General features: G+C 52.1%; 15 protein-coding genes. 7 read left to right on the forward strand and 8 right to left on the reverse strand.

All coding sequences use genetic code 11. From position 1 onward, the window contains the following. Window positions 1–13: 13 nt before the first annotated feature. From icd to NGM62_RS06575, 3 genes are all read right to left on the reverse strand, one after another. Complete coding sequence (gene icd, locus NGM62_RS06565) at window positions 14–1,303, reverse strand: NADP-dependent isocitrate dehydrogenase (protein ID WP_262246703.1); 1,290 nt, start codon at window positions 1,301–1,303, stop codon at window positions 14–16. Between the two features lie 3 nt (window positions 1,304–1,306). Further along, window positions 1,307–3,448, reverse strand: coding sequence for a cation:proton antiporter (locus tag NGM62_RS06570; RefSeq protein ID WP_262246704.1), 2,142 nt, complete (start codon window positions 3,446–3,448; stop codon window positions 1,307–1,309). A gap of 115 nt (window positions 3,449–3,563) precedes the next feature. After that, the gene (locus NGM62_RS06575; protein WP_315975853.1) at window positions 3,564–4,853 is read right to left on the reverse strand and encodes an ABC transporter permease; all 1,290 of its coding nucleotides are present in this window, start codon (window positions 4,851–4,853) and stop codon (window positions 3,564–3,566) included. An 8-nt stretch (window positions 4,854–4,861) separates the two neighbouring features. Here NGM62_RS06575 and fmt point away from each other — a divergent pair, with 8 nt between their 5' ends. Continuing rightward, window positions 4,862–5,779, forward strand: a complete 918-nt coding sequence (gene fmt / locus NGM62_RS06580) for a methionyl-tRNA formyltransferase (protein ID WP_262246705.1) — start codon at window positions 4,862–4,864, stop codon at window positions 5,777–5,779. Window positions 5,780–5,998: 219 nt separating this feature from the next. Next, window positions 5,999–6,859, forward strand: coding sequence for a sigma-70 family RNA polymerase sigma factor (locus tag NGM62_RS06585; RefSeq protein WP_262246706.1), 861 nt, complete (start codon window positions 5,999–6,001; stop codon window positions 6,857–6,859). An 87-nt stretch (window positions 6,860–6,946) separates the two neighbouring features. Here the strand turns inward: NGM62_RS06585 and NGM62_RS06590 are convergent, their stop codons facing one another. Continuing rightward, window positions 6,947–9,775: a M16 family metallopeptidase gene (locus NGM62_RS06590; RefSeq protein ID WP_262246707.1), complete on the reverse strand. Its 2,829-nt coding sequence runs from the start codon at window positions 9,773–9,775 to the stop codon at window positions 6,947–6,949. A 158-nt stretch (window positions 9,776–9,933) separates the two neighbouring features. On the opposite strand from NGM62_RS06590, the gene NGM62_RS06595 reads away from it, so the two are divergent. Further along, window positions 9,934–10,503: a hypothetical protein gene (locus NGM62_RS06595; RefSeq protein WP_262246708.1), complete on the forward strand. Its 570-nt coding sequence runs from the start codon at window positions 9,934–9,936 to the stop codon at window positions 10,501–10,503. A gap of 2 nt (window positions 10,504–10,505) precedes the next feature. Then, window positions 10,506–11,012 carry a hypothetical protein gene (locus tag NGM62_RS06600; RefSeq protein WP_262246709.1) on the forward strand — a complete coding sequence of 169 codons (507 nt, stop codon included), beginning with the start codon at window positions 10,506–10,508 and terminating at the stop codon, window positions 11,010–11,012. A 1-nt stretch (window position 11,013) separates the two neighbouring features. Here NGM62_RS06600 and NGM62_RS06605 read toward each other — a convergent pair whose 3' ends face one another. Further along, window positions 11,014–12,417, reverse strand: coding sequence for a sialate O-acetylesterase (locus NGM62_RS06605; RefSeq protein WP_262246710.1), 1,404 nt, complete (start codon window positions 12,415–12,417; stop codon window positions 11,014–11,016). A gap of 90 nt (window positions 12,418–12,507) precedes the next feature. Between NGM62_RS06605 and NGM62_RS06610 the strand changes: the two genes are divergently transcribed. From NGM62_RS06610 to NGM62_RS06620, 3 genes are all read left to right on the forward strand, one after another. After that, entirely contained in the window at window positions 12,508–13,875 is a 1,368-nt protein-coding gene (locus NGM62_RS06610) for an exonuclease domain-containing protein (protein ID WP_262246711.1), read from the forward strand. Between the two features lie 37 nt (window positions 13,876–13,912). Next, window positions 13,913–15,352, forward strand: coding sequence for a glycoside hydrolase family 76 protein (locus tag NGM62_RS06615; protein ID WP_262246712.1), 1,440 nt, complete (start codon window positions 13,913–13,915; stop codon window positions 15,350–15,352). A gap of 81 nt (window positions 15,353–15,433) precedes the next feature. Then, a complete protein-coding gene (locus tag NGM62_RS06620; protein WP_262246713.1) occupies window positions 15,434–16,399 on the forward strand; it encodes a TolB family protein in 966 nt (321 codons plus the stop codon). 106 nt (window positions 16,400–16,505) lie between these two features. Here NGM62_RS06620 and NGM62_RS06625 read toward each other — a convergent pair whose 3' ends face one another. From NGM62_RS06625 to NGM62_RS06635, 3 genes are all read right to left on the reverse strand, one after another. Beyond that, entirely contained in the window at window positions 16,506–17,480 is a 975-nt protein-coding gene (locus tag NGM62_RS06625) for a glycerophosphodiester phosphodiesterase family protein (RefSeq protein WP_262246714.1), read from the reverse strand. 2 nt (window positions 17,481–17,482) lie between these two features. Beyond that, on the reverse strand, window positions 17,483–18,982 hold the full coding sequence (locus NGM62_RS06630; protein ID WP_262246715.1) for an arylsulfatase: 1,500 nt from the start codon (window positions 18,980–18,982) through the stop codon (window positions 17,483–17,485). 174 nt (window positions 18,983–19,156) lie between these two features. Then, the gene (locus NGM62_RS06635) at window positions 19,157–20,368 is read right to left on the reverse strand and encodes an alpha-hydroxy acid oxidase (RefSeq protein WP_262246716.1); all 1,212 of its coding nucleotides are present in this window, start codon (window positions 20,366–20,368) and stop codon (window positions 19,157–19,159) included. Window positions 20,369–20,450 lie beyond the last annotated feature (82 nt).

The following is a 20,450-nucleotide window of genomic DNA, read 5'->3' on the forward strand; positions in this document are numbered from 1 at the left end:
CCGTATCTGTTGTTTATATCGAACGGTCAAAACCCGATTTTATTTTATCGATGATTGCCGATGCAAATTCACTTGTTTTCAATAATTTTCCATCGGTCATCTGATTAAAAAAATCAACAGTTACCGTTTTATCCAAAATCGTCTGCCGTAGTGCTTCTACAATCTGTTCCGCGGCTTCTGTCCATCCGATGTATTCGAAAAGCATCACTCCGCTTAAGATCACTGACGAAGGGTTCATGCTATCGGTATCGGCAAAGCGTGGCGCTGTACCGTGCGTTGCTTCAAAAACGGCATGCCCTGTCATATAATTTATATTGGCGCCCGGCGCTATACCGATGCCGCCCACGATCGCAGCCAAAGCGTCTGATATGTAATCCCCGTTCAGGTTCAAGGTGGCAATAACTGCATAATCCTTAGGATTCAATAATATTTGCTGCAGGAAATTATCAGCAATCACGTCTTTGACGATGATTTTACCGCCCGCCTGCGCAGCAGCCATTTCATCATTTGCCGCTTGCTCGCCATCGGTGACCTTCGTCCGTTCCCACTGTTGCCATGTATAGGTTGCGGCACTGAACTCTGTTTCCGCCACATCATACCCCCAACTTTTGAATGCGCCTTCGGTATACTTCATGATGTTGCCCTTATGTACCAGAGTTACCGAGGGCAAGCCATGCCGGATGGCGTGCTCGATCGCTGCCCTTACCAACCGTTTTGAGCCGTGCTCGGATACGGTTTTAATACCGATGGCGGTATCGTCGGTGAAATCAAAGTCAACAGCCATGTCACGTCCAAGAAACTCCTTCACGCGCTGCCCTTCGGCAGACCGGGCCGGAAATTCGATTCCCGTATAAATATCCTCCGTATTTTCCCTGAAGATTACCATGTCTACCCACTCCGGATGTTTCACGGGCGACGGCACCCCCTCAAACCAACGGGTAGGTCGTTGGCACACGTACAAGTCGAGTGCCTTGCGTATGGCCACATTGAGCGAGCGTATGCCACCTCCTATCGGTGTGGTGAGCGGCCCTTTTATGCCTACCAGGTATTCCCTGAACGCGTCCAGCGTTTCCGTGGGCAACCACTCTCCCGTTTGGTGAAATGCCTTTTCGCCAGCCAGTACTTCTTTCCAGTCTACCTTGCGCTTGCCGTTATACGCCGTCTCGACCGCAGCATCGAACACCCTGACCGATGCACGCCAGATATCGGGCCCGATCCCGTCTCCGATAATGAACGGGATAACTACCCGGTCCGGAACGGCGAGTGTTCCATCGCCCAACTTTGTGATGTGGGTTGTTGCCATAAATCAATCGTCTTGTCTGTCTTTCGTAAATATGTTGCCTATCCCCCGGCCAATACGGCGCAATATGGGTGCCGTAGTCACATCTTCATACTCGTCCAACGAGTGTAACGCACGCCGGCTCGGGAATACCAGTACCCGGTTGTGCTCCGCATAAATCTTTCCGATTTTTTTGGGCATACCATCAAACGAGTGGCGGTACGATACTTCGCCTTGCCTGGCTGACACGAATACCACAAGGTCGTTATCCTTCACCAAATCGCGTAGGGTCGCCAAGTCATCCCATTCGTTGTGTTCGGTGAAAAGTGCACGTGTACTGCTCTTATTTTTCTCCATATAGGCCGAAATCGCATCTTTCGTCCTTTTATTACAAACATAGCATACCGGAACGGTCAACTCCTGCGACAAACGAAGCACCTTGCTCATGCAGAAGTCGAAGCCCAGCTCAGACTCGGCCAGTGGGGGATAGAAAACCACGATGCGCTTTTGCAGAACCAGGGGCTTATCCACATGGCACATAAACAGGTTCGCATCGGTTTGGTTCAAGATGCTCTCAGTCTTTTCCCCCACCATTTTCTCGATGATCCCCGGGCGGCTCGGCCACCCCAGGAGGATAGCATCGGCTCCGACTTCCCGTGCAGCGCGGCTTATTCCGCTGGCAATGTTGTAGTCGATGGTGGCAATCATGTTTACCTCAGTTTCACTGCCCGACGCATATTTAGCGGTCGAATCCAGGTTTTTGCGTGCGCGTTTCAGGTTTTCTTCGGCCTGCTCGTTATTCGGCACCACCGTTACCACAGTAATGGGGTGGGGCGACTGCTTGCTTTTCATCAACGTTGCGAAATCGAGTAACGACTCCATGTTGTTGAGGTTGGCAATGGGTAGCATGAGCTGTTCTTCGCGGGCAATATTCTTTTCGCTGCTGGGCATCGCGTCTTGCTCACCCGCCAGCACCACCTTCTTCGAAGCCGCCTCGGTGGCTATCGTGGCTACAATACAGGTTACGAGGATCAGTACGATGGTGCCGTTGAGTACATTTTCGTCGATTACCTGATAGCGGTAACCCACCATGATCACTGCCAGCGTTGCTGCGGCGTGCGCACCGCTGAGGCCGAAGATGACCTGCCGCTGCGCTGGCGAGTAGCCATATATCAGCTGCGTGAACCATGCTGCTACCCACTTGCTGAAAATCGCTATCACCGTTAGCGTGCCGGCGATGATCAGTGCCGTAGGACCTTTGAGCAGCACGCTTACGTCCACGATCATCCCCACGCTGATTAGGAAGAAAGGTATAAAAATCGCATTCCCGATAAATTCTATCCGGTTCATCAGCGCCGAAGAGTGGGGGATCAGCTTATTAAGCGCCAAACCGGCTACGAACGCACCGATGATATGCTCCAAACCGGCGAGCTCGGCGAGAAAGGCAGCAAAGAAAACAACGGTAAGCACAAAAATATAATGGGCCGTCTTCTCTCCCTCTACTTTTTGGAAAAACCATTTGGCAATCCGCGGCACCACGCCCAGCATGATCGACAGAAAAATGGCAAACGAGATACCCAGTGTCACCCAGAACTCCTGGTTTAGCTGCCCTTGAGATGCCCCGATAATTACCGCCAGAATAATCAATACGGCCGTGTCGGTGAGGATGGTCCCCCCTACGGTCACCGCCACCGCTTCATTCTTGGATATCCCGTAACTGTTTACCACCGGGTAGGCTACCAGCGTGTGCGTGGCAAACATACTGGATATCATAGCACTGGCCAACACATCGTAGCCGAGGACATAGTAGCATACCGGGTAGCCGATAAGGATGGGGATAGCAAACGTAAGGAAACCAAACACGACACTCTTATGCCTGGTCTTCCGGAATTCGTTCATGTCAAGTTCCAACCCGGCAATGAACATGATATATAATAAACCAATAGTGGAAAAAAGATCCACTGCGGAGCTCTTTTCCAGCAGGTTCAATCCGTGCGGCCCTACAATCACACCTGATAGTATGAGGCCGATGATTCCGGGGATCTTGATCCGGCGCAGCAAAATCGGTGACAGCAGGATGATGAAGAGGACAAGCGCGAAGATGAGTACAGGGTTACTTAGCGGTATGTCGAAAGCATGGGTCAGCCTGTCCGATATGTTTCCAGCCATAAGGTGATATTAGGGTGTGCGTTTCTTTCGTATATTCAAACAGCGTCAAACTTAGATAAAGTTGATTCGAAATACAAGAAATACAAGCTAAAATTGCCTCGGGCACCAGCAGTTTTCATTGAAACTGTATGGCCTTGATGGGGCTGATGCGGGCTATCAGGTACGAGGGGATGATCAGTACGGCCAATGCGACCACCGCTATCCCGGCATTCAACAAGACCACTTCAAGCAGGCTGATGTCTACGGGGACATAAGAAACGTAGTAAGAAGCTTCATCCAGCTTAAAATAATGGGTTTGCCGCTGAAACCAGTAGAGCCCGTACCCCAAGAGGTTGCCGAGTGCAAGCCCTAGCCCAATCAGGTAGGCCGCTTGGTATAGAAACACGTTCCTAATGCCGCCGTCACCATAGCCCAATGCTTTCAAGATGCCTATCATCGATGTGCGTTCCAAAATGATGATGAGCAATGCCGACACCATGTTTACCACGGCCACCACAATCATCAAAATCAGGATAATGATCGTATTGACATCCAGCAGGTCCAGCCATTGGAAGATCTCGGGCAGTTGATCGCGCACACTGATCGCGTCGATGGTTAGCGGCAATCGTTCCCGTACTGCCTCCGTAAGTCCGTCGAGTTTGCTGAAATCGTCAATCGTCACCTCATAGCCGCCAACTGCACCGGCTTCCCAGTCGTTGAGCCGCCGTACAAGCGATAGCGCTCCGATCACATAGCTGTTATCAAGCTCCTCTACGCCGGTATGGAAAATGCCGGCTATCCGGAACTTCCGCGGCCGCGGCCTGCCCTCAAGTTGCACAAAGTACATGATGAAATCGTCGCCCACCGACAACTGCAGCCGGTTCGCGGTATACTGCGATAGCAAGATCTGGGTCGCCGCTTTTGCACTATCTGCAAAATCAATGGGGAGGCCGTCAACCAATGCACTTTCCAAAAACTGCTGATTATAGCTGCTGTCGATCCCTTTAAACAGCACCCCTTCTACTTCGTCGTTTATCGTGATGATACCTGCCTTGGTAGCGAAATGGCGGATATCGGTTACCCCCGGCACCGTGCGCACCTCGCGGATATCTTCGGCTGAAAGCGATATCGGAACCGGTTCATACGACGAATTCAGATCGTAGCTGATTAGGGTAATATCGCCAAAGAAGCCCCGTTGCTTTGCCGTCACTTCACCCTTGAACCCTTTCAATACTGCGATGGATAGCATCATAGCGGCGATACCCAATGCGATAGCCCCTACAGCTACACGGACAATCAGGCCGGAAAACGTCCGTTTGCCATCAACAGCTATCCGCTTCGCTAAAAAGTATGGGAAATTCAAGTCGCCCGATATAATTTGTACCTTTGCAAAGGTAAGGTACCGGATTAAAAATACGAAATACAAGATACAACATGCGCATTATCTTTATGGGTACACCCGAATTTGCCGTCGCGTCGCTTGCTGCGCTGCTCGAAGCCGGTGAAGACGTGGTGGCGGTAGTGACGGCTCCCGACAAACCTGCGGGCCGTGGCCAGAAACTACAGCAGTCGGCAGTCAAGCAATACGCACTCACTAAGGGAATCCCTGTATTGCAACCCGAAAAGTTACGCAACCCCGACTTCTTGGCCGAACTCCGGGCGCTCCGCGCAGACCTGCAGGCGGTGGTGGCTTTCCGGATGCTGCCCGAGGTGGTATGGGATATGCCCCCCCATGGAACAATCAATCTGCATGCCTCCCTCCTGCCCCAATACCGCGGCGCGGCCCCCATCAACCACGCCATCATCAATGGCGAAAAGGAAAGCGGCGTAACCACTTTTCTCCTACAACACGAAATTGATACCGGCCACATCCTCAAGGCCGAGCCTGTAGCCATTGGGCCCAACGACACGGCGGGCGACTTACACGACCGATTAATGGTTGTGGGGGCCAACCTGCTTGTCGAGTCAGTGCAAGCCATCGCCAACGGTACCGCCCGACCCGTGCCACAGGAAAGCCTTGCAACGGGGGTGGAACTCAAACAGGCGCCTAAAATCTTCAAGGAGAACTGTCTTATCGCGTGGGATAAGCCGGTGGCCGTGGTGCATAACCTAATCCGGGGCCTCAGCCCCTATCCTACTGCCTACACTGTGATGGGTGGAAAAACGCTGAAGATCTTCGAGGCGGGCAAAGAGAAAACAACGCCGCAGCATGGGCCGGGTGTTCTGCATACCGATGGTAAATCATTTTTGAAATTTGCATGTAATGATGGCTACATCATTGTAAAAACGCTGCAGCTCGAAGGCAAAAAGCGCATGGATGTCAAAGACTTTTTAAAAGGTTACCGTTTTTGACCACGTATTTCACCGGCGGCAACCAGCGCCATTTGACATTGTTTTGTCATGCAAATCCGGTTTCAAATATTTGGAACACTTTTTGAGGTAGGTTGAGTTGTAAAAAAAACGGATAATTTCCTCTAAATCAGACAACTTTTTCCGAAAAAATCAGTTTATATGATTAGAAAAACCGTATTTTTGCACTCTTTTTAGAAAGGAAGGTACTTAAAAGATTAAATGAGACAGCTCAAAATTACACAATCCATTACCAATCGCGAGTCGCAATCGTTAGACAAATACTTGCACGAGATTGGTAAAGTCGACTTGATTACAGCCGAAGAAGAGGTAGTCCTGGCCCAGAAAATTCGTGAGGGCGACCAAGCTGCATTAGAACGGTTAACGAAGACAAACCTCCGGTTTGTGGTCTCCGTAGCCAAGCAATACCAGAACCAAGGGCTCACTTTAGGCGATTTGATCAACGAGGGGAACCTCGGGTTGATTAAGGCTGCTAAACGTTTTGATGAGACCAAAGGCTTCAAATTCATTTCGTACGCTGTATGGTGGATCCGGCAATCCATCCTCCAAGCCATCGCCGAACAATCGCGTATCGTACGCCTTCCGTTAAATCAGGTAGGTTCATTAAGTAAAATCAGTAAAGCGTTCTCCAAATTGGAGCAGGAATACGAACGGGAACCCTCACCTGAAGAACTGGCAGAGATTTTAGAGACCACGGTTGACAAAGTTTCAGATACATTGAGCAATTCAGGGCGCCACGTGTCTATGGACGCGCCATTTGTACAAGGCGAGGAAAACACCCTGCTGGATGTACTCGAAAACAGTGACCCGGATACGGACAGTACCCTGATCGATGAATCGCTTTCCGAGGAAATAAAACGCTCGTTGGCTACGCTCACTGAGCGCGAGCGCGAGATTATCGTGTTGTTTTTTGGCCTAGGTTCGAATCATCAACTGTCGTTGGAAGAAATCGGTGAGAAATTCAACCTCACCCGCGAACGGGTCCGCCAGATTAAGGACAAAGCTTTGCAGCGGTTGCGCCATACGTCGCGCAGCCGGATATTGAAATCTTATCTAGGCTAGATAATCAAAAGCTACGACAAAAAAGGAACGCTCGGGTACGAAATACCGGAGCGTTCTTTTTTGTGTTTCCATACCGCCTGGATACCACTATTCCCCTTCCGGCATCAGCACGAACCTGAAGAGACGGTCTTCCACAAGGTATTTGTTCGCTACTTCCTTCACACTTTCCACTGTCACCTTATTCAGCTCATCTACATACGTTAAAATATAAGCGGGGTCTTCGTGGCGCTGGTAGGCACCCGATAAGTGCCCCAGCCAAAAGCCGTTTTCACGTAGTTGGACCTCCAGCTGGCGCTTCTGTTCGCTTACAAATTTCTCGATATCCACCTGCTCGGGGCCACGTTGCTTAATCTTATTGATTTCATCGAGCACCGAAGCCATCAGCGGAGCCACTTTATCGGGACTTGTACCGTAAGCAATTCCAAATGAATAGCGGTAGCGCGGGTATTTGGCATACGACGCATTAGCAGACACTCCATAAACACCGCTCTCTGCCTCGCGTAGCCGTTCAATCAGTTTGATGTCGAGGATACTCTCCAGCGCATCGAGCTGCATGTTTTCTGTTTCCGAATAATCATAATCGCCGAAATAGTAAAGCCGTACGCTCGATTTCTGCTCCTTACCGCGGTATACCGTACGTTCCAACCCTTTTGCTGGCGGGTAGATGCCCAGGTCGCGTGCCTCCTCCTTCCGGCCATTTGCCGGCAGACCACCCAGATACTGCAGCACCAGTGGCATCAACTCATCTTCTGTAAAGCTACCCACGATAGTCACGGTGAAATCAGATGCATCGGCAAAACGCTCTTGGTAAATCTCGTAAGCGCGTTGGGGATCGATAAGGTCTACCTCTTCCACGGTCATACTCGCTCGGCGGATGTTGTTGTTGTAGAGCACCGCATTGATGGTATCTGAAAATACCGCGTTGGGATCGTCAAGACGGTTGGCCAACGACGCCTTTATCCGTTGCATATACCCTTCGAAAACCTCTAAGTCGAGCCGAGGCACCGTAAAATAAGCATAGATAAGTTCAAATGCGGTGTGCAGGTCTTTTTTGCCGCTGGTAGCATTAAACCCCTCGGTTTGTTCGCCGATGTATGGCTGCACAGATACTTTCTTGCCACTAAGGTGCTTGGTTAGCTGCGTAGCATCATACGGACCGAGGCCGCTGCCGCCCACCACACTGGCCGCATAAGCAGCTGAAAGAAAATCCGTATCACCATATAGCGAAGTACCCCCGGGGCTGAACGCCGTCATCCTGATTTCGTCATTCTTGAAATCCGTAGGTTTGAGGATTACACGCACGCCGTTGCTCAACGTAAGTTCAACCACATCCAGCTCCGCCCGTTCGCGCCGTTCGGCAACCGTACCAGGCGTGGGAGGATTGTCAAGCAGCGGCATCTCCTGTACATTGTCGTCGTAGGGAGCAATGTCGGCTGCTTTTACAGCGGCCAGCCATCCATTGACGGTTTCCTCGCCCGGCAACGTATCCCGATCCTTGTCAGGCGCCAGGATAAGGATATCGCGGTTCTCATCGGTATAGTACTGCCCTGCCAGTGCGTTAACGTCGTCAAGTGTAATTGTACCGATGAGCGACTTGCCCAAGCGGTAACGGTCTTCGTTGCTCAATGCACTTTCCCCCTCCAAAAAATGGTTGAGGTACGTAGCCACATAACTTTCCGATTTCCGTTTGTCGCGTTCAGCATAAGCAGACTCCACGCTGGTTAGAAAATTATCTTTGGCACGCCCCAGCTCAGTGGCCGTGAAGCCGTAGCGTTTTATGCGCTCAAATTCGGTCACCACCGCCTCAAATCCGCGTTGTATCTCCCCCGGCTTCGCCGCATAATACATCGTAAACGCATCCAGCCCCCGCATGAACCCGCCAATGCTGCCGCCACCTTGGATAAACGGCGGGTCAGATTGGCGGATCAACTCGGCAAAACGCGCCCCAGCCATTTGGTTGAAGAGCGACTTAACAAGCTGAAGCCGGTAGTCGGCCACTGTTTTTACAGCTGCCTCGGGGTGTTTCACAATTACCTGTACCACGGTTTGTGGCATCTCGGCATCGGTTACCACCATAAACTGGTTCCTGCCTGTCAACGGGATACTGTATTCCGTCCGTTCAGGTGCTATCGTAGGGTTTTCCAAATCAGTGAAGAGCGCCTTTACGCGCTGTTCCATAGCAGCCACATCGATGTCACCCACAATAATCAGCGCCTGCAGATTAGGGCGGTACCATTTGCGGTAGAAATCGCGTAGCGTTTCATGCTCAAAGCCCTCAATGATTTTGCGTGTTCCTATGGGTAGGCGCTGTGCGTAGCGCGAGTTGTTCAGAATCATCGGCAAGTACTGGTCGCGCATACGCTGCTGTGCGCCGCGGCCGCCAAGCAATTCATTGAGTACCACACCCCGTTCCTTGTCTATCTCTTCGCCATCTAGGAGTGCGCCCTGTGCCCAATCGCGCATCACCTGCAGACCACTTTTCAGCAGCTCCGGATCGTCGGAAGGGATGGGCAATTGATAGACGGTTTCATCGAAAGACGTATAGGCATTCAGGTCGGAACCAAAGCGCACCCCCGCGCGTTGCAGGTAATCCACCAGTTCGTTTTTCGGGAAGTTCTCCGTACCGTTAAACTGCATGTGTTCCAAGAAATGGGCCAAGCCCAGCTCGTCATCGGTTTCCAATACCGACCCCACCTTGGTAGCCAAATACATCACCACCCGGTCTTTGGGCTCTTCATTATGCCGTATATAATAGATGAAACCATTGGGCAATTCACCCTGCAACACACTGGAATCCATGGGCAGTGTGTCGATGAGCCGCAAGCTGTCCGCTGTAGCCGAGTACGGAGTCGCGGTCAGCGGAGCTAAAAATAAAAAGAGTATTGGCAGCGCCAATAAAGGAGTTAATCGAATCATGTTGTGCATTTTATTCAGCATAAAAGGTCAATGGCCGTGTTGACACCCGGCCGCGGTCAAAAATAGCAATATTTTCCAACCCATTCTTCCGACCGCCCAAAAACATTGGAACAACATTTGTAAATCAATATCTTTATCTTTGGACATAAACTATACGTATGGCAATATATTTTCGTTTACTGACAGCGCTCTGCCTCACAACGATTGTTGCGGCCTGTGGCAGCGACAAATCCATCAACGAGCGTGTGGCGTTGGGCGAAGTGGCTTTCTATCTGGAGTCCAATCCCGTTTATGAAACAGCCGAAATAGATTACGGCGAGGTGAAGTTCCGGCAGAAGTCCGATTCCAGCCTGCTCACCGCCTACCACAACCTCGAACGATGGGGATATGTCACCATGGAATTGTTAAAGGAGCGCAAGCGCTTCCTATCGAAAGACAGTACCTTCGTTTACCTGATTAAGCTAACGGACAAATCGATCCCCTTCGTACTGCAAAAAACCGATAAGCGGGCCACGGTGAAGACCGCTGAATACACGTTGGATGAGGAAGGTGGTGTACACATCGAGCAGGCTGGTAAGAAGCGTGCCAATGCTACCGTAACACTCAACAAGGTGGAGACCGACTTCATCGACTTTGCGAAAAAAGGTGTCGACAATAATGCCTCATTTATCAAAAAAACCTATTCGCTCCGCTTCAATGGCGATGCCGGCTGGGAGGTTACCAAATAACCATGAAAGGCTTACCTACCATTATTACGCTGCAGGCCCTCTTGTCCACGATCTCGGGGGTATTGCTGTCGAAGATGTCGCTTGTCGGCAAAGTAGGCATCACGATGGTGTATCGCGATTACGGCATTTTCAAAATCTGGTGGAAAACTGCCATTTTGCTGTTTGCCATCCAGTTGGCTCTCGTGCTGGTACTTTGGTTGGTCAAACGGCTGTTGGGCCGGCGGCTGGCGCTCGCCACGTTCCTGCTCTTCCTGCTTTTCGGCCTTGTGGGTGCTTATTTCACTTACCTCGATTTCACCACCACCTCCCACCGGCTGATGAAAGCAAGTTTCCACTCCGGGGTTTACCTATTCTGGGGAGCATGGACGCTATCGTGTCTTTATTTCATGATGGTACCCCATAAAAAGCGGCAACGCAGCGTACCCCAGGCAAGTGAACCGGTTTCTGATGAGGGCAGTAACGCACCTGTGCCGCCGCCAACCGATGCTGCGGATACCCGGCTTACTTAACTTAAAAGGCCCAGCTATCCGTCCGGAAGGGTGCAACGGGAAGGCCGCTTTTGTTAAACAGGTTAGGCATCGCCGTTTCGGAAAACCCGAAACGCACGGCCACCGGGGCGGCCACCTTTGGCGATGACACCAATAACACATTGCCGTTGATGTTGCCTTCTGCCTCATGAAACACACCATCCGCACCCGCGATATAGAGATCGGTGATACGGTTGCCTTTCACTTCCAGTCCATTTTGCAGGTGGTCGAATGAAACGGCTATCGTATTACCCTGCACCTCATATCCCTTATAAAGCGGCGAGCGGTAATCGTCGTCGTTTCGCGTGCCATAGTGCTCGTTCAATGCAATGGCCGCAAGGCGATTGGCCACTTCGCGTTTTTGTATGGGATGAATATCCTTGATATTGTCCACCAGGTCGCTCACCACCACCATTCCCGTATTCGGCAAAGTCGTTGCCGTCATAGCCTGCTGTTCGCGGAGTAGGGCTGCTAGCGGCTTTTCGTTGCCGTACGCAAACGGCGCTATCTGCACGAAATAGAAGGGCAATTCGGCGTCCCAGGCCATACGCCATGATGTCACCATGGCGCGCATCAGCTTATCGTACCCCCACCAGGTGCCCACGTTGCTTTCGCCTTGGTACCAATAAAAGCCCGATAGCGTAAATGGAGTAAGCGGCCGTATCATGCTATTCCAAAGCACCCCCGCCTCCTTCGGTCTGTAGGGCGCCGGGCCTTGCATGGCCGCCAGGCTACGCAGCTCATTGTCGTTCTCGATGAGGTAGGCCGGTGTCCATACTTCTGCTGGCGTTCCACCCCACGAAGCATTGATGATACCAATGGGCACGTCCAACTCCGCGTGCAACTTCTTTGCCACGAAATACCCGATGGCCGAAAACGGCCTCAGTGATTCGGCGTCAAGCGTCTGCCAATTGTTGGAAATATCGTCTTGCGGGTAGTCAGCTGCCGTACGGCTCACCTGCAGCAGGCGTATCTGACTGTTATTTGCGTGGGGGAGTTCGGCGAGTATTTCCGGCAGTCGGTTGTTGCCACTCCACTCCATGTTTGACTGCCCCGAACACAGCCATACGTCACCCAACAGAATATTATGCAGCGTGATTTCACTTCCTGCCGAACGGATTTCCAGCTCATAAGGCCCCCCGGCCCGCGTGGTGGGTACCTGCACCACCCATCGCCCACCTGGGTCCACCGTGGTCTTCACGGTGTCCTCCAGCCACGATGCCTTGATAGCCACTTCCGCGGTGGCATACCCCCATCCCCAGATGTTGGCATTGGCATTCCGTTGCAATACCATATTGTCAGATAAAACGTGCGGTATGCGCAGCTGGGCGAAACAAGCCAGCTGGAAAACTGTAACGAGGCACGTGAGCAAGAACATTCTTTTCATGTCGGCGTTTTTAATCGGCATACAATATAGAAAAAGAAGTCGGAAAAATAAATTACTCCCACAGACTAATTATTTTAGTATATTTGCAGTATGAAGCGGTCAGGCATACCCCAAGAATACGCCATTGTGGATATCGAAACCACGGGTGGTTATGCATCCGGTAGTGGTATCACCGAAATTGCCATCCTCATCCATGATGGGCAACAGGTTATTGAGCGTTACTCGTCGTTAGTGAACCCCAACCAGTCGATTCCGCTGTCTATCCAGGCATTCACGGGCATCACCAATGAGATGGTGGCACACAGCCCGGCGTTCCCCGAACTGGCTACGCACATTTACGGGTTGCTTGCAGGCCGCATATTCGTGGCACACAACGTTAATTTCGATTATTCGTTTATAAAACACCACCTCGCTGCCGCCGGCTACCACCTTGATGTGCCCAAATTATGCACAGTTAGGATGAGCCGCAAACTCCGGCCCGGCCTCCCCTCCTACAGCTTGGGCAGGTTATGTGACGCATTGGGTATCCCCCTTAGCAACCGCCACCGGGCGGGGGGCGATGCCGACGCAACGGCTATCTTATTCGGACAACTGATGCAATGGGATACGCAGGGAGTCGTTGCGGAAATGCTGAGGAAAACATCGAAGCACCAGCAGCTGCCCCCAAATCTACCGAAGGAGCAGTTCGATGCATTGCCCCGTGAGGCCGGTGTTTACTATTTCAGGGATAAAGCTGGCGAGGTAATCTACGTGGGCAAGGCGCGCGACATCCGCAAGCGGGTGTTACAGCACTTCACCGGGCACAGTGCGCAACCTCAGCGCCAGCATTTCCTGCGCCATATCCACTCCGTCACGCATGAACGCTGTGGTACCGAGCTCATGGCGCTGCTGCTGGAAGCGGCGGAGATCCAGCGGCTGTGGCCGACATACAACCGGGCCCTGAAGCGATTCGAACCCAAATACGGGCTCTACACATATCAAGACTGTGGCGGTTACGTGCGCCTTGCCATAGGCAAGCATGGCAAACACCACAGCCCCGCGCACGTTTTCCACCGCCGAATCGATGCATACAACCTGCTGCACCGGCTCATCCTTGAGTTTGATCTCCATTCCGGCCTTTGCGGTATCGGTTTACCCAATGCCGGTGCAGCGCCTGAACCCGAAAGGCACAACCCACGCGTAAACCGGGCACTAGCCCACCTCGCCGGGCATCTGCCCACTTTCGCAATTTTCGACAAGGGCCGCCATGACAACGAAACCAGCTGCATCTGGGTGGAGCAGGGCAAGCTATATGGCATGGGATACGTCAGCCAGCATACGGACATCGCGGCTCCGGAGGCGGTGAGAGAGACGCTCATCCGCTATCCCAGCAACCATTACATGATGCAGCTCATCTACGGCTACGCTGAAAAACACCCAGCAATGGTATGGAAGCCCGGCCAGCCGCATAATGGTTAGTCGCCTACGAAATAATTGCGTAGGTTTACACCCGATTATGAATATACCTATCGCACTACTTTGCTTGCTGATATTGACAGCTAGCACCACCCACACCAAGCACCCTATTAAGGACCGACCTTCGACCAGCAAAGGCGTATTCCACGCCAAGCATACCATTGCTGAACAAAACCTCTTACGGGCCATCGAGCTTGCGGATGACGCGTTTGAACGCTATTTTACAGGTGATGACTTCGCCATGGCTAGGTTCTATAATCCATATACCGGCGCGCGGTCGGAAGAAAAAGGCAGCGTGTGGATGTACACCGCAGCCATCGAATCTGTCAACGCAATCCTCCGTGCGCTACACACACATGCCGAACAGCAGGACACAGACTTATACAGCACCCACGCAAAGCGCTACCGCGACCTACTCGGAAGACTTTACGACAACCTAGCTTATTACCGTGGCACTTTTGAACTCACCTCGTATACACAGACCCGTGAATGGACGGTTTACGGCGTGCATCGTGCCACAACCAAAGGCAGTGCGAAGGTTGCCGGCATAGAAAACGTGTATGACGACCAGCAGTGGCTCATAAGGGAGTTCCTCCACGCTTACAGGCATACCGGTGAATCGCGTTACCTCAAGGAGGCGGAATACCTTACCGAGTATGTGCTCGACGGGTGGGACTGTACGCTCGACGAAGCTGGCAACGAGCACGGCGGCATTACGTGGGGCCCGGGTTATACCACTAAACACGCGTGCAGCAACGGTCCGTTCGTCAGCTCACTGGTGTGGCTGCACGAGCAGTACGTGCAAAGCGAGGAGGAAACCACGTATCGATACATTGATGCCGACGGCAGCCGTAAAGCGGTACCGGTGGCTAAAAGCGATTATTACCTGAAGTTTGCCGAGTCTGTTTACCAGTGGCAAAAAAAGAACCTCCTTAGGGCCGATGGCGTATATGACGACTTCTTGGGTGGATGCCGTGATTGCAGGGTCAGGTACGAAATAGTCGACGGCACCCATTACCGCGCCAATACCCCCCTGCGTGAGCCTGTAGGCCCGCCTTACTCTTACAATACCGGTTCGATGCTTTCCGGTGCCGTGGACCTATATCGGGCAACGGGTAAAAAGGAGTACCTTGACGACGTGAGGCGGCTTGCAGACGACAGCTTCCGTTATTTCGCAAAAAGAGATAAGCAACTTACTGGCTATTATTCGTTCACCACAAGTGGGTTCAATAATTGGTTCAACGGTGTACTCATGCGGGCGTACATCGAGGCCTACCCGTTATATCATACCGCGCACCGGTATATCCAGCCGTTCCAGCAAAACCTCGATTTCGGTTATACCCACTTCCGGCACCACGGCATTCTTCCGCACGACCTCCTCGGGGGCTGGGGCAGTGACGACCATCGTGTAGAGGGCATGTTTGCGTTTACATTCGCTGCAGAATACGCCCTCCTATCGGAATATGCACTGATGCTGTAAGCTTACCCATGTAATTCCTTGTTTTCGTGGATTGACACGCTACCGGTTCTCCCTTATTTTTATCCGGAGAAACGACAACGTATGAAACGAGCTTTTGTATCACATGGAATTGCTGTTTTGGTAGGGTTGCTTACCCTTGCCTGTTCAAAGAACAACGACACACCCGGTAACGGAAATGGCACAACCGGATTGAAAGGAAAACTCCTCTATACCTTTGCGGGAACGGTGAGTGAACTCGACCTGAGCAGTAACGATGAGCGTGTGTTTTTCACCTACAATACCTACGGCTTCAACAGTTGGCACATGAGCCGGGATTACCGGTATCGGCTGGTCAGCGAACGCGAGCCCGGGATGTATAATGGCGTCAAATTCACATTGGTAAACAATGCCAACGGCATCATTGCAGATGAGTACGATTATATCGGTCCGTCGGCAAGCGAGACGGGTGTAGGTGGCCAGCTTTCACCAGATAATACGATGGCTCTCATTTCGCCTACCCTCAATGATGGCATCGTTATTACTGATCTGGATGGGAACCATCTACATCATTTCGAAGGCATCAATGTAAACGGTACGACAATTGAAATCGGACTGGGCGACGAAGCACTATGGCTTCCAGACAACGGCATCCTGTTCACGCTTGGCGAGCGGTATATCCTTCGGTCATCCCCACCATATACCGAGGTTTCGCTGTTACGCGAAATGCCTTACACCCAATGGGGCAATCTCCGCATCAACAACACCGGAACACAGCTGTGTTTGCAAATAGACCTCCATATCTACGTGATGGACCTCGACGGCGGCGATCCCGTGCAGGTCACCAATAGCAAAGGGGTTGAGCTTTCGGCGGCATTCTCTCCGGATGGCAGGCACTTGGTTGTAGGAAAGCGGTTGGGCGATGTCACGTACTTTAATCTCGCTATCGTGCCCAATGACGGTAAGGTCTACGATATGGATAATGATCCTGCAGTCATCATCGTCCAACCCAATGGCGACAACATACCGGCTGCCGTAAACGGCCAGTATTTCTGGACCCCGTCTCCTTAGGGGCGTGTCCAGAACAGTCCAACAAGCTGTCGGTTACCTGGCTGTCGGCCTTTCCGATTGTCGTTCGGCCAAACCATAGATAACCACCAAATTCGTGGATTCCATATCATTCCTTTGATGCTTTTCGTGGCTGAACAGCATCCCAGGCTGCTTGCAGCGCTATCCCCGCTTCCGTTGCCAGGTCAGATTCGAGCATGGCTGCACCGTCCGCTACCAACGCCCGATACCCTTCGTGCAGCTCTCCCCGGTCAATTCGGCCTTGGGAGTATGCTCGGTCCAGTTCAAATGAAGTTCCCCGTACGGGCGTTACGCCCGCGGCATGCAGGCCGGCAATGACTGCCGGGTCATTTGGCGCTTTATGCCCTACAAATGCCAGTATATTTTCCATCGGTATACCCGCTTCGCGGAATTTAGCCAGTGCTTCCATAGAAGGCACCATCACCTCCATCACAATATCGGAATCATAACGGTATACGGCAGCGGCATCCGCTACGCTATATACAATCAACATGGCGTGTGCCTTTGCATCGTGCTCTACCAGCAATTTAGCCCGTTCCAGCGCGGGTATTCCCTTTTGGTCAAGTATCAGCACGGTTTTTCCTTTGGCCCATTGGAGCGCTTCCTCCAAGGTATTTACTCCAAAGGGTGTGGTACGGCCGTTTACGTCCTTCAGGTACAATTGGCGCAACTCAGCAAGCGTATGGTCTATCACTTTCCCCCGGCCCGTGGTCATGCGCGACAGCGTATCGTCGTGCAGCAACACCACGTGTCCATCTTTGGTATAGCGCGGGTCTATCTCCATAAAAGCAGGGGTATACGAAAGCGTATGGGCAAATGTGTGGATGTTGTTTTCCGGATAACCGGGTGCTGCCCCACCCCTGTGGGCGCTGACCAGCGCTGGGCGGTCCGGGTTGTAACGAAGGTATGCTTTCAGCCCTTCGGCATTTTCGAAAGCTACGGTGTGCATCGGCGGTTCCGCCACAGTTAGCTGTGCGAATATCTCTTGGCTTATTAGTCCGACGACGAGTATCGCGATCAATCTCCGGGATACCGGCGATAATAGATTAACTAATTTATTCATGTTCATAATAAATTTTCAGGCGTGTCTGGGTTCCACGCAGGCAAGTCCGCGCGTTTGCGTGTAGCGAGATATTGAGCAGCGCGCCGCACCAATTCAGGATACCTAGCTGCTACGTTATGTTGTTCGGCGCGGTCTGTCTGGAGATCATACAATTCGATGGGGCTGTCCCATTTGTGTACGCGCATATCCTTCCGGATTGCCTTCCATCGTCCAAAACGCACAGCTTGCTCGCCACTACGTTCCATAAACTCCCAATAGAGAAACGTACGCCCCTGTTGCAGTGCCGGATTACCGCTCAACACCGGCCAAAATGAAATGCCATTGATACCTTGTGGCACTGCGGAACCACCGGCATCTAGAAATGTGGGCAGTAGGTCCCAGATTGCCAAGGGATGGTCTGACCGGCTCCCGGCTGGGATTTTACCTGGCCATGCGGCGACAAAGGGCACACGGATACCGCCCTCATGGAGCGAACCTTTGCGCCCACGTAGTCCGCCACTCGCGTCGAAGAAATCGGGGTCGGCACCACCACCGGTGGCTGCACCATTGTCTGAGGTAAACACGATGAGTGTATTGTTTATCAATCCGTTTTCTTCCAGCGCCTGCACCAACTGGCCTACGTAATCGTCCAATAGCGTGATCATTGCCGCATACGTCTCACGCGGCGTTCGGTTGGGCAGGTACCCCGGTCCGGTGAAGGGCTTTTTGTCAAACTTCCCCCTATACGGCGTCAGCGCACGTTCAGGTACCTGCAATGCCATGTGCGGTAATGTGTATGCCATTTCCAAGAAAAACGGCCGGTCGCGGTGATTACGGATAAACCGCACTGCTTCTGCTGTCATGGTATCGCATGAGTATATACTACCGCGGTAGCGTTCATAGGTTGCCGGGTCATTTGGATCGGCGCCTTCCGGCAGTTTTTGGTGTGCGCTGGCTAAAGCCCCTGGAAGCGATTCACGCACCCCATTGCGCCAAAGGTGGTCGGGGTAATAATTGTGGGCCTGTTTCTGGTCGAGGTACCCGTAGAAAAAGTCGAAACCCTGGCGGTGCGGTTCGCCTGTGGAACCCGGGCCACCCAATCCCCACTTACCGATGATCGCAGTCGTATAGCCGGCTGCCTGTAGAGTCGTCCCCATGGTAAGAATATTGGCAGGCAGCGGCAGCTGGCCGAACTCTTCCGCATTATCAAAGGTACCCAGTTCCATGTTGCCTCTTACGAGGCCATCACCGGTATGCATACCCGTTATCAAGCTGCCCCGTGTAGGCGCGCATACTGCGTTGGCGTAGAAATCCGTCAGGACCATCCCGTTTTGGGCAAGCCTGTCAAGATTTGGTGTTTGGATAAGCTGCTGGCCAAACGCCCCAATGCTGCCATACCCCAGGTCATCCGCTAAGATAAAAACAATGTTGGGCTTGTCAGTTTGTTGGGCCGCGGCCCGCAGCATCCCACCCGCCAGCAGTAGGAACGCGATAAGGAGACCAATCCCGGTCATCCTGTTCATTCTGTAATGTTGCATGTCGACAATAGTTACCATTCGTTTGTAGGCGCACATATATCTCCGTTTATCATATAGAGACACTGCGACCGAAAAAGTCACATCATTTTTTTATTTTTTTTCCCACAAAAAATTTGTTACCCGCCACGACATGATACCTATCTGATTTCCTTTTGTCGTTCAGCTTACCGCCTCCAATACCCTGCTCTCTTTCGGTTGCCGCCAATGTGCGGGGAGTTCCACGTATGATGGATCGAGGTCATCGATGGATTGCGCACCGAGGAAGGCAAGCCCTTCGTAAATCTGCTGGTGAAATAAATCGAGGATATGACTCACACCCTGTTCGCCGGCGGCAAGCAACGGATATAGGTACGCGCGGCCAAGGAGTACCGCTTTTGCGCCGAGTGCCACCGCCTTGAGCACGTCCGTACCTCTCCTCACCCCGCTATCCACCAATACTTCGATCTTATCGCCCACAGCCTCTACGATTTCAGTAAGCACCGGGAGCGTGGATACACTGCCATCGAGCACGTTTCCACCATGGTTAGACACCACAATGGCATCGGCACCCATTTCCACGGCCCGTTTTGCATCCGCAGCGGTAAGGATACCTTTGATAATCAGCGGCCCGTCCCAATGTTTCCGTACCCAGGGGATATCTTCCCACTTCGGCGTTTCTTTATAGATTTCTGCTATCCCCTCAAACAGGCTCATCGCCGTACCGTCGGGTCGTAGCCCCATCGAAACCTCGGGTTCAGGCAGTCCGGCCTTGATAAAATCCCAGGTCCAAGCCGGTTTATTCCAAATTTGAGGAATAAATTTAATTGCTTCCTTGAAGTTCACGGTGTATGGAACGCTGCGTCGCATGGTATATGGCAAATCCCGTGGCCGGGCAATGGTCGGGGTATCGACGGTGAGGATAAGTCCGCTCACGCCCGCTTTTTTCACACGCTCGATGATAGGAGCTGACGCGTCGCGCCCACCGATATAATACAATTGGTAAAAAACCGGTCCGGTAGCCGCTTCCATGATCTTTTCGATGGGTGTACCCGTTACCCCGCTTACAAATTGGATGGTACCCGCCTTACCGGCAGCACGTGCCACCCCCGCTTCGCCATCTATATGGCCTGTTGCCAGGAACCCAACCGACGAGACAATTGCCGGCATCGATATCTTGTGCCCCAATACCGTGGTACTGATATCGTATTCCGGATGGAATACCGCATTACGCGGGCGGAACCGTACCGCCTCAAACGCCTTTACATTATCCTCGGCCGTGACATTGGAACCGCTACCGGCCTCGAACATTTGGTAGATACCGGCAGGAACCCGCTTCTTTGCGAAATAACGAGCATCCTCCACAGACAGAATTTTTGATGATATATTTTTCATTATAGCCTCCTTTTATTTTAGTGAACTGTTGATATAACAATAATTTTCACAAATAACTAATAATCAAATACATGATTACTAT

Source organism: Parapedobacter soli, assembly GCF_025460835.1.
In the GTDB taxonomy this organism is placed as follows: Bacteria; Bacteroidota; Bacteroidia; order Sphingobacteriales; family Sphingobacteriaceae; genus Parapedobacter; species Parapedobacter soli.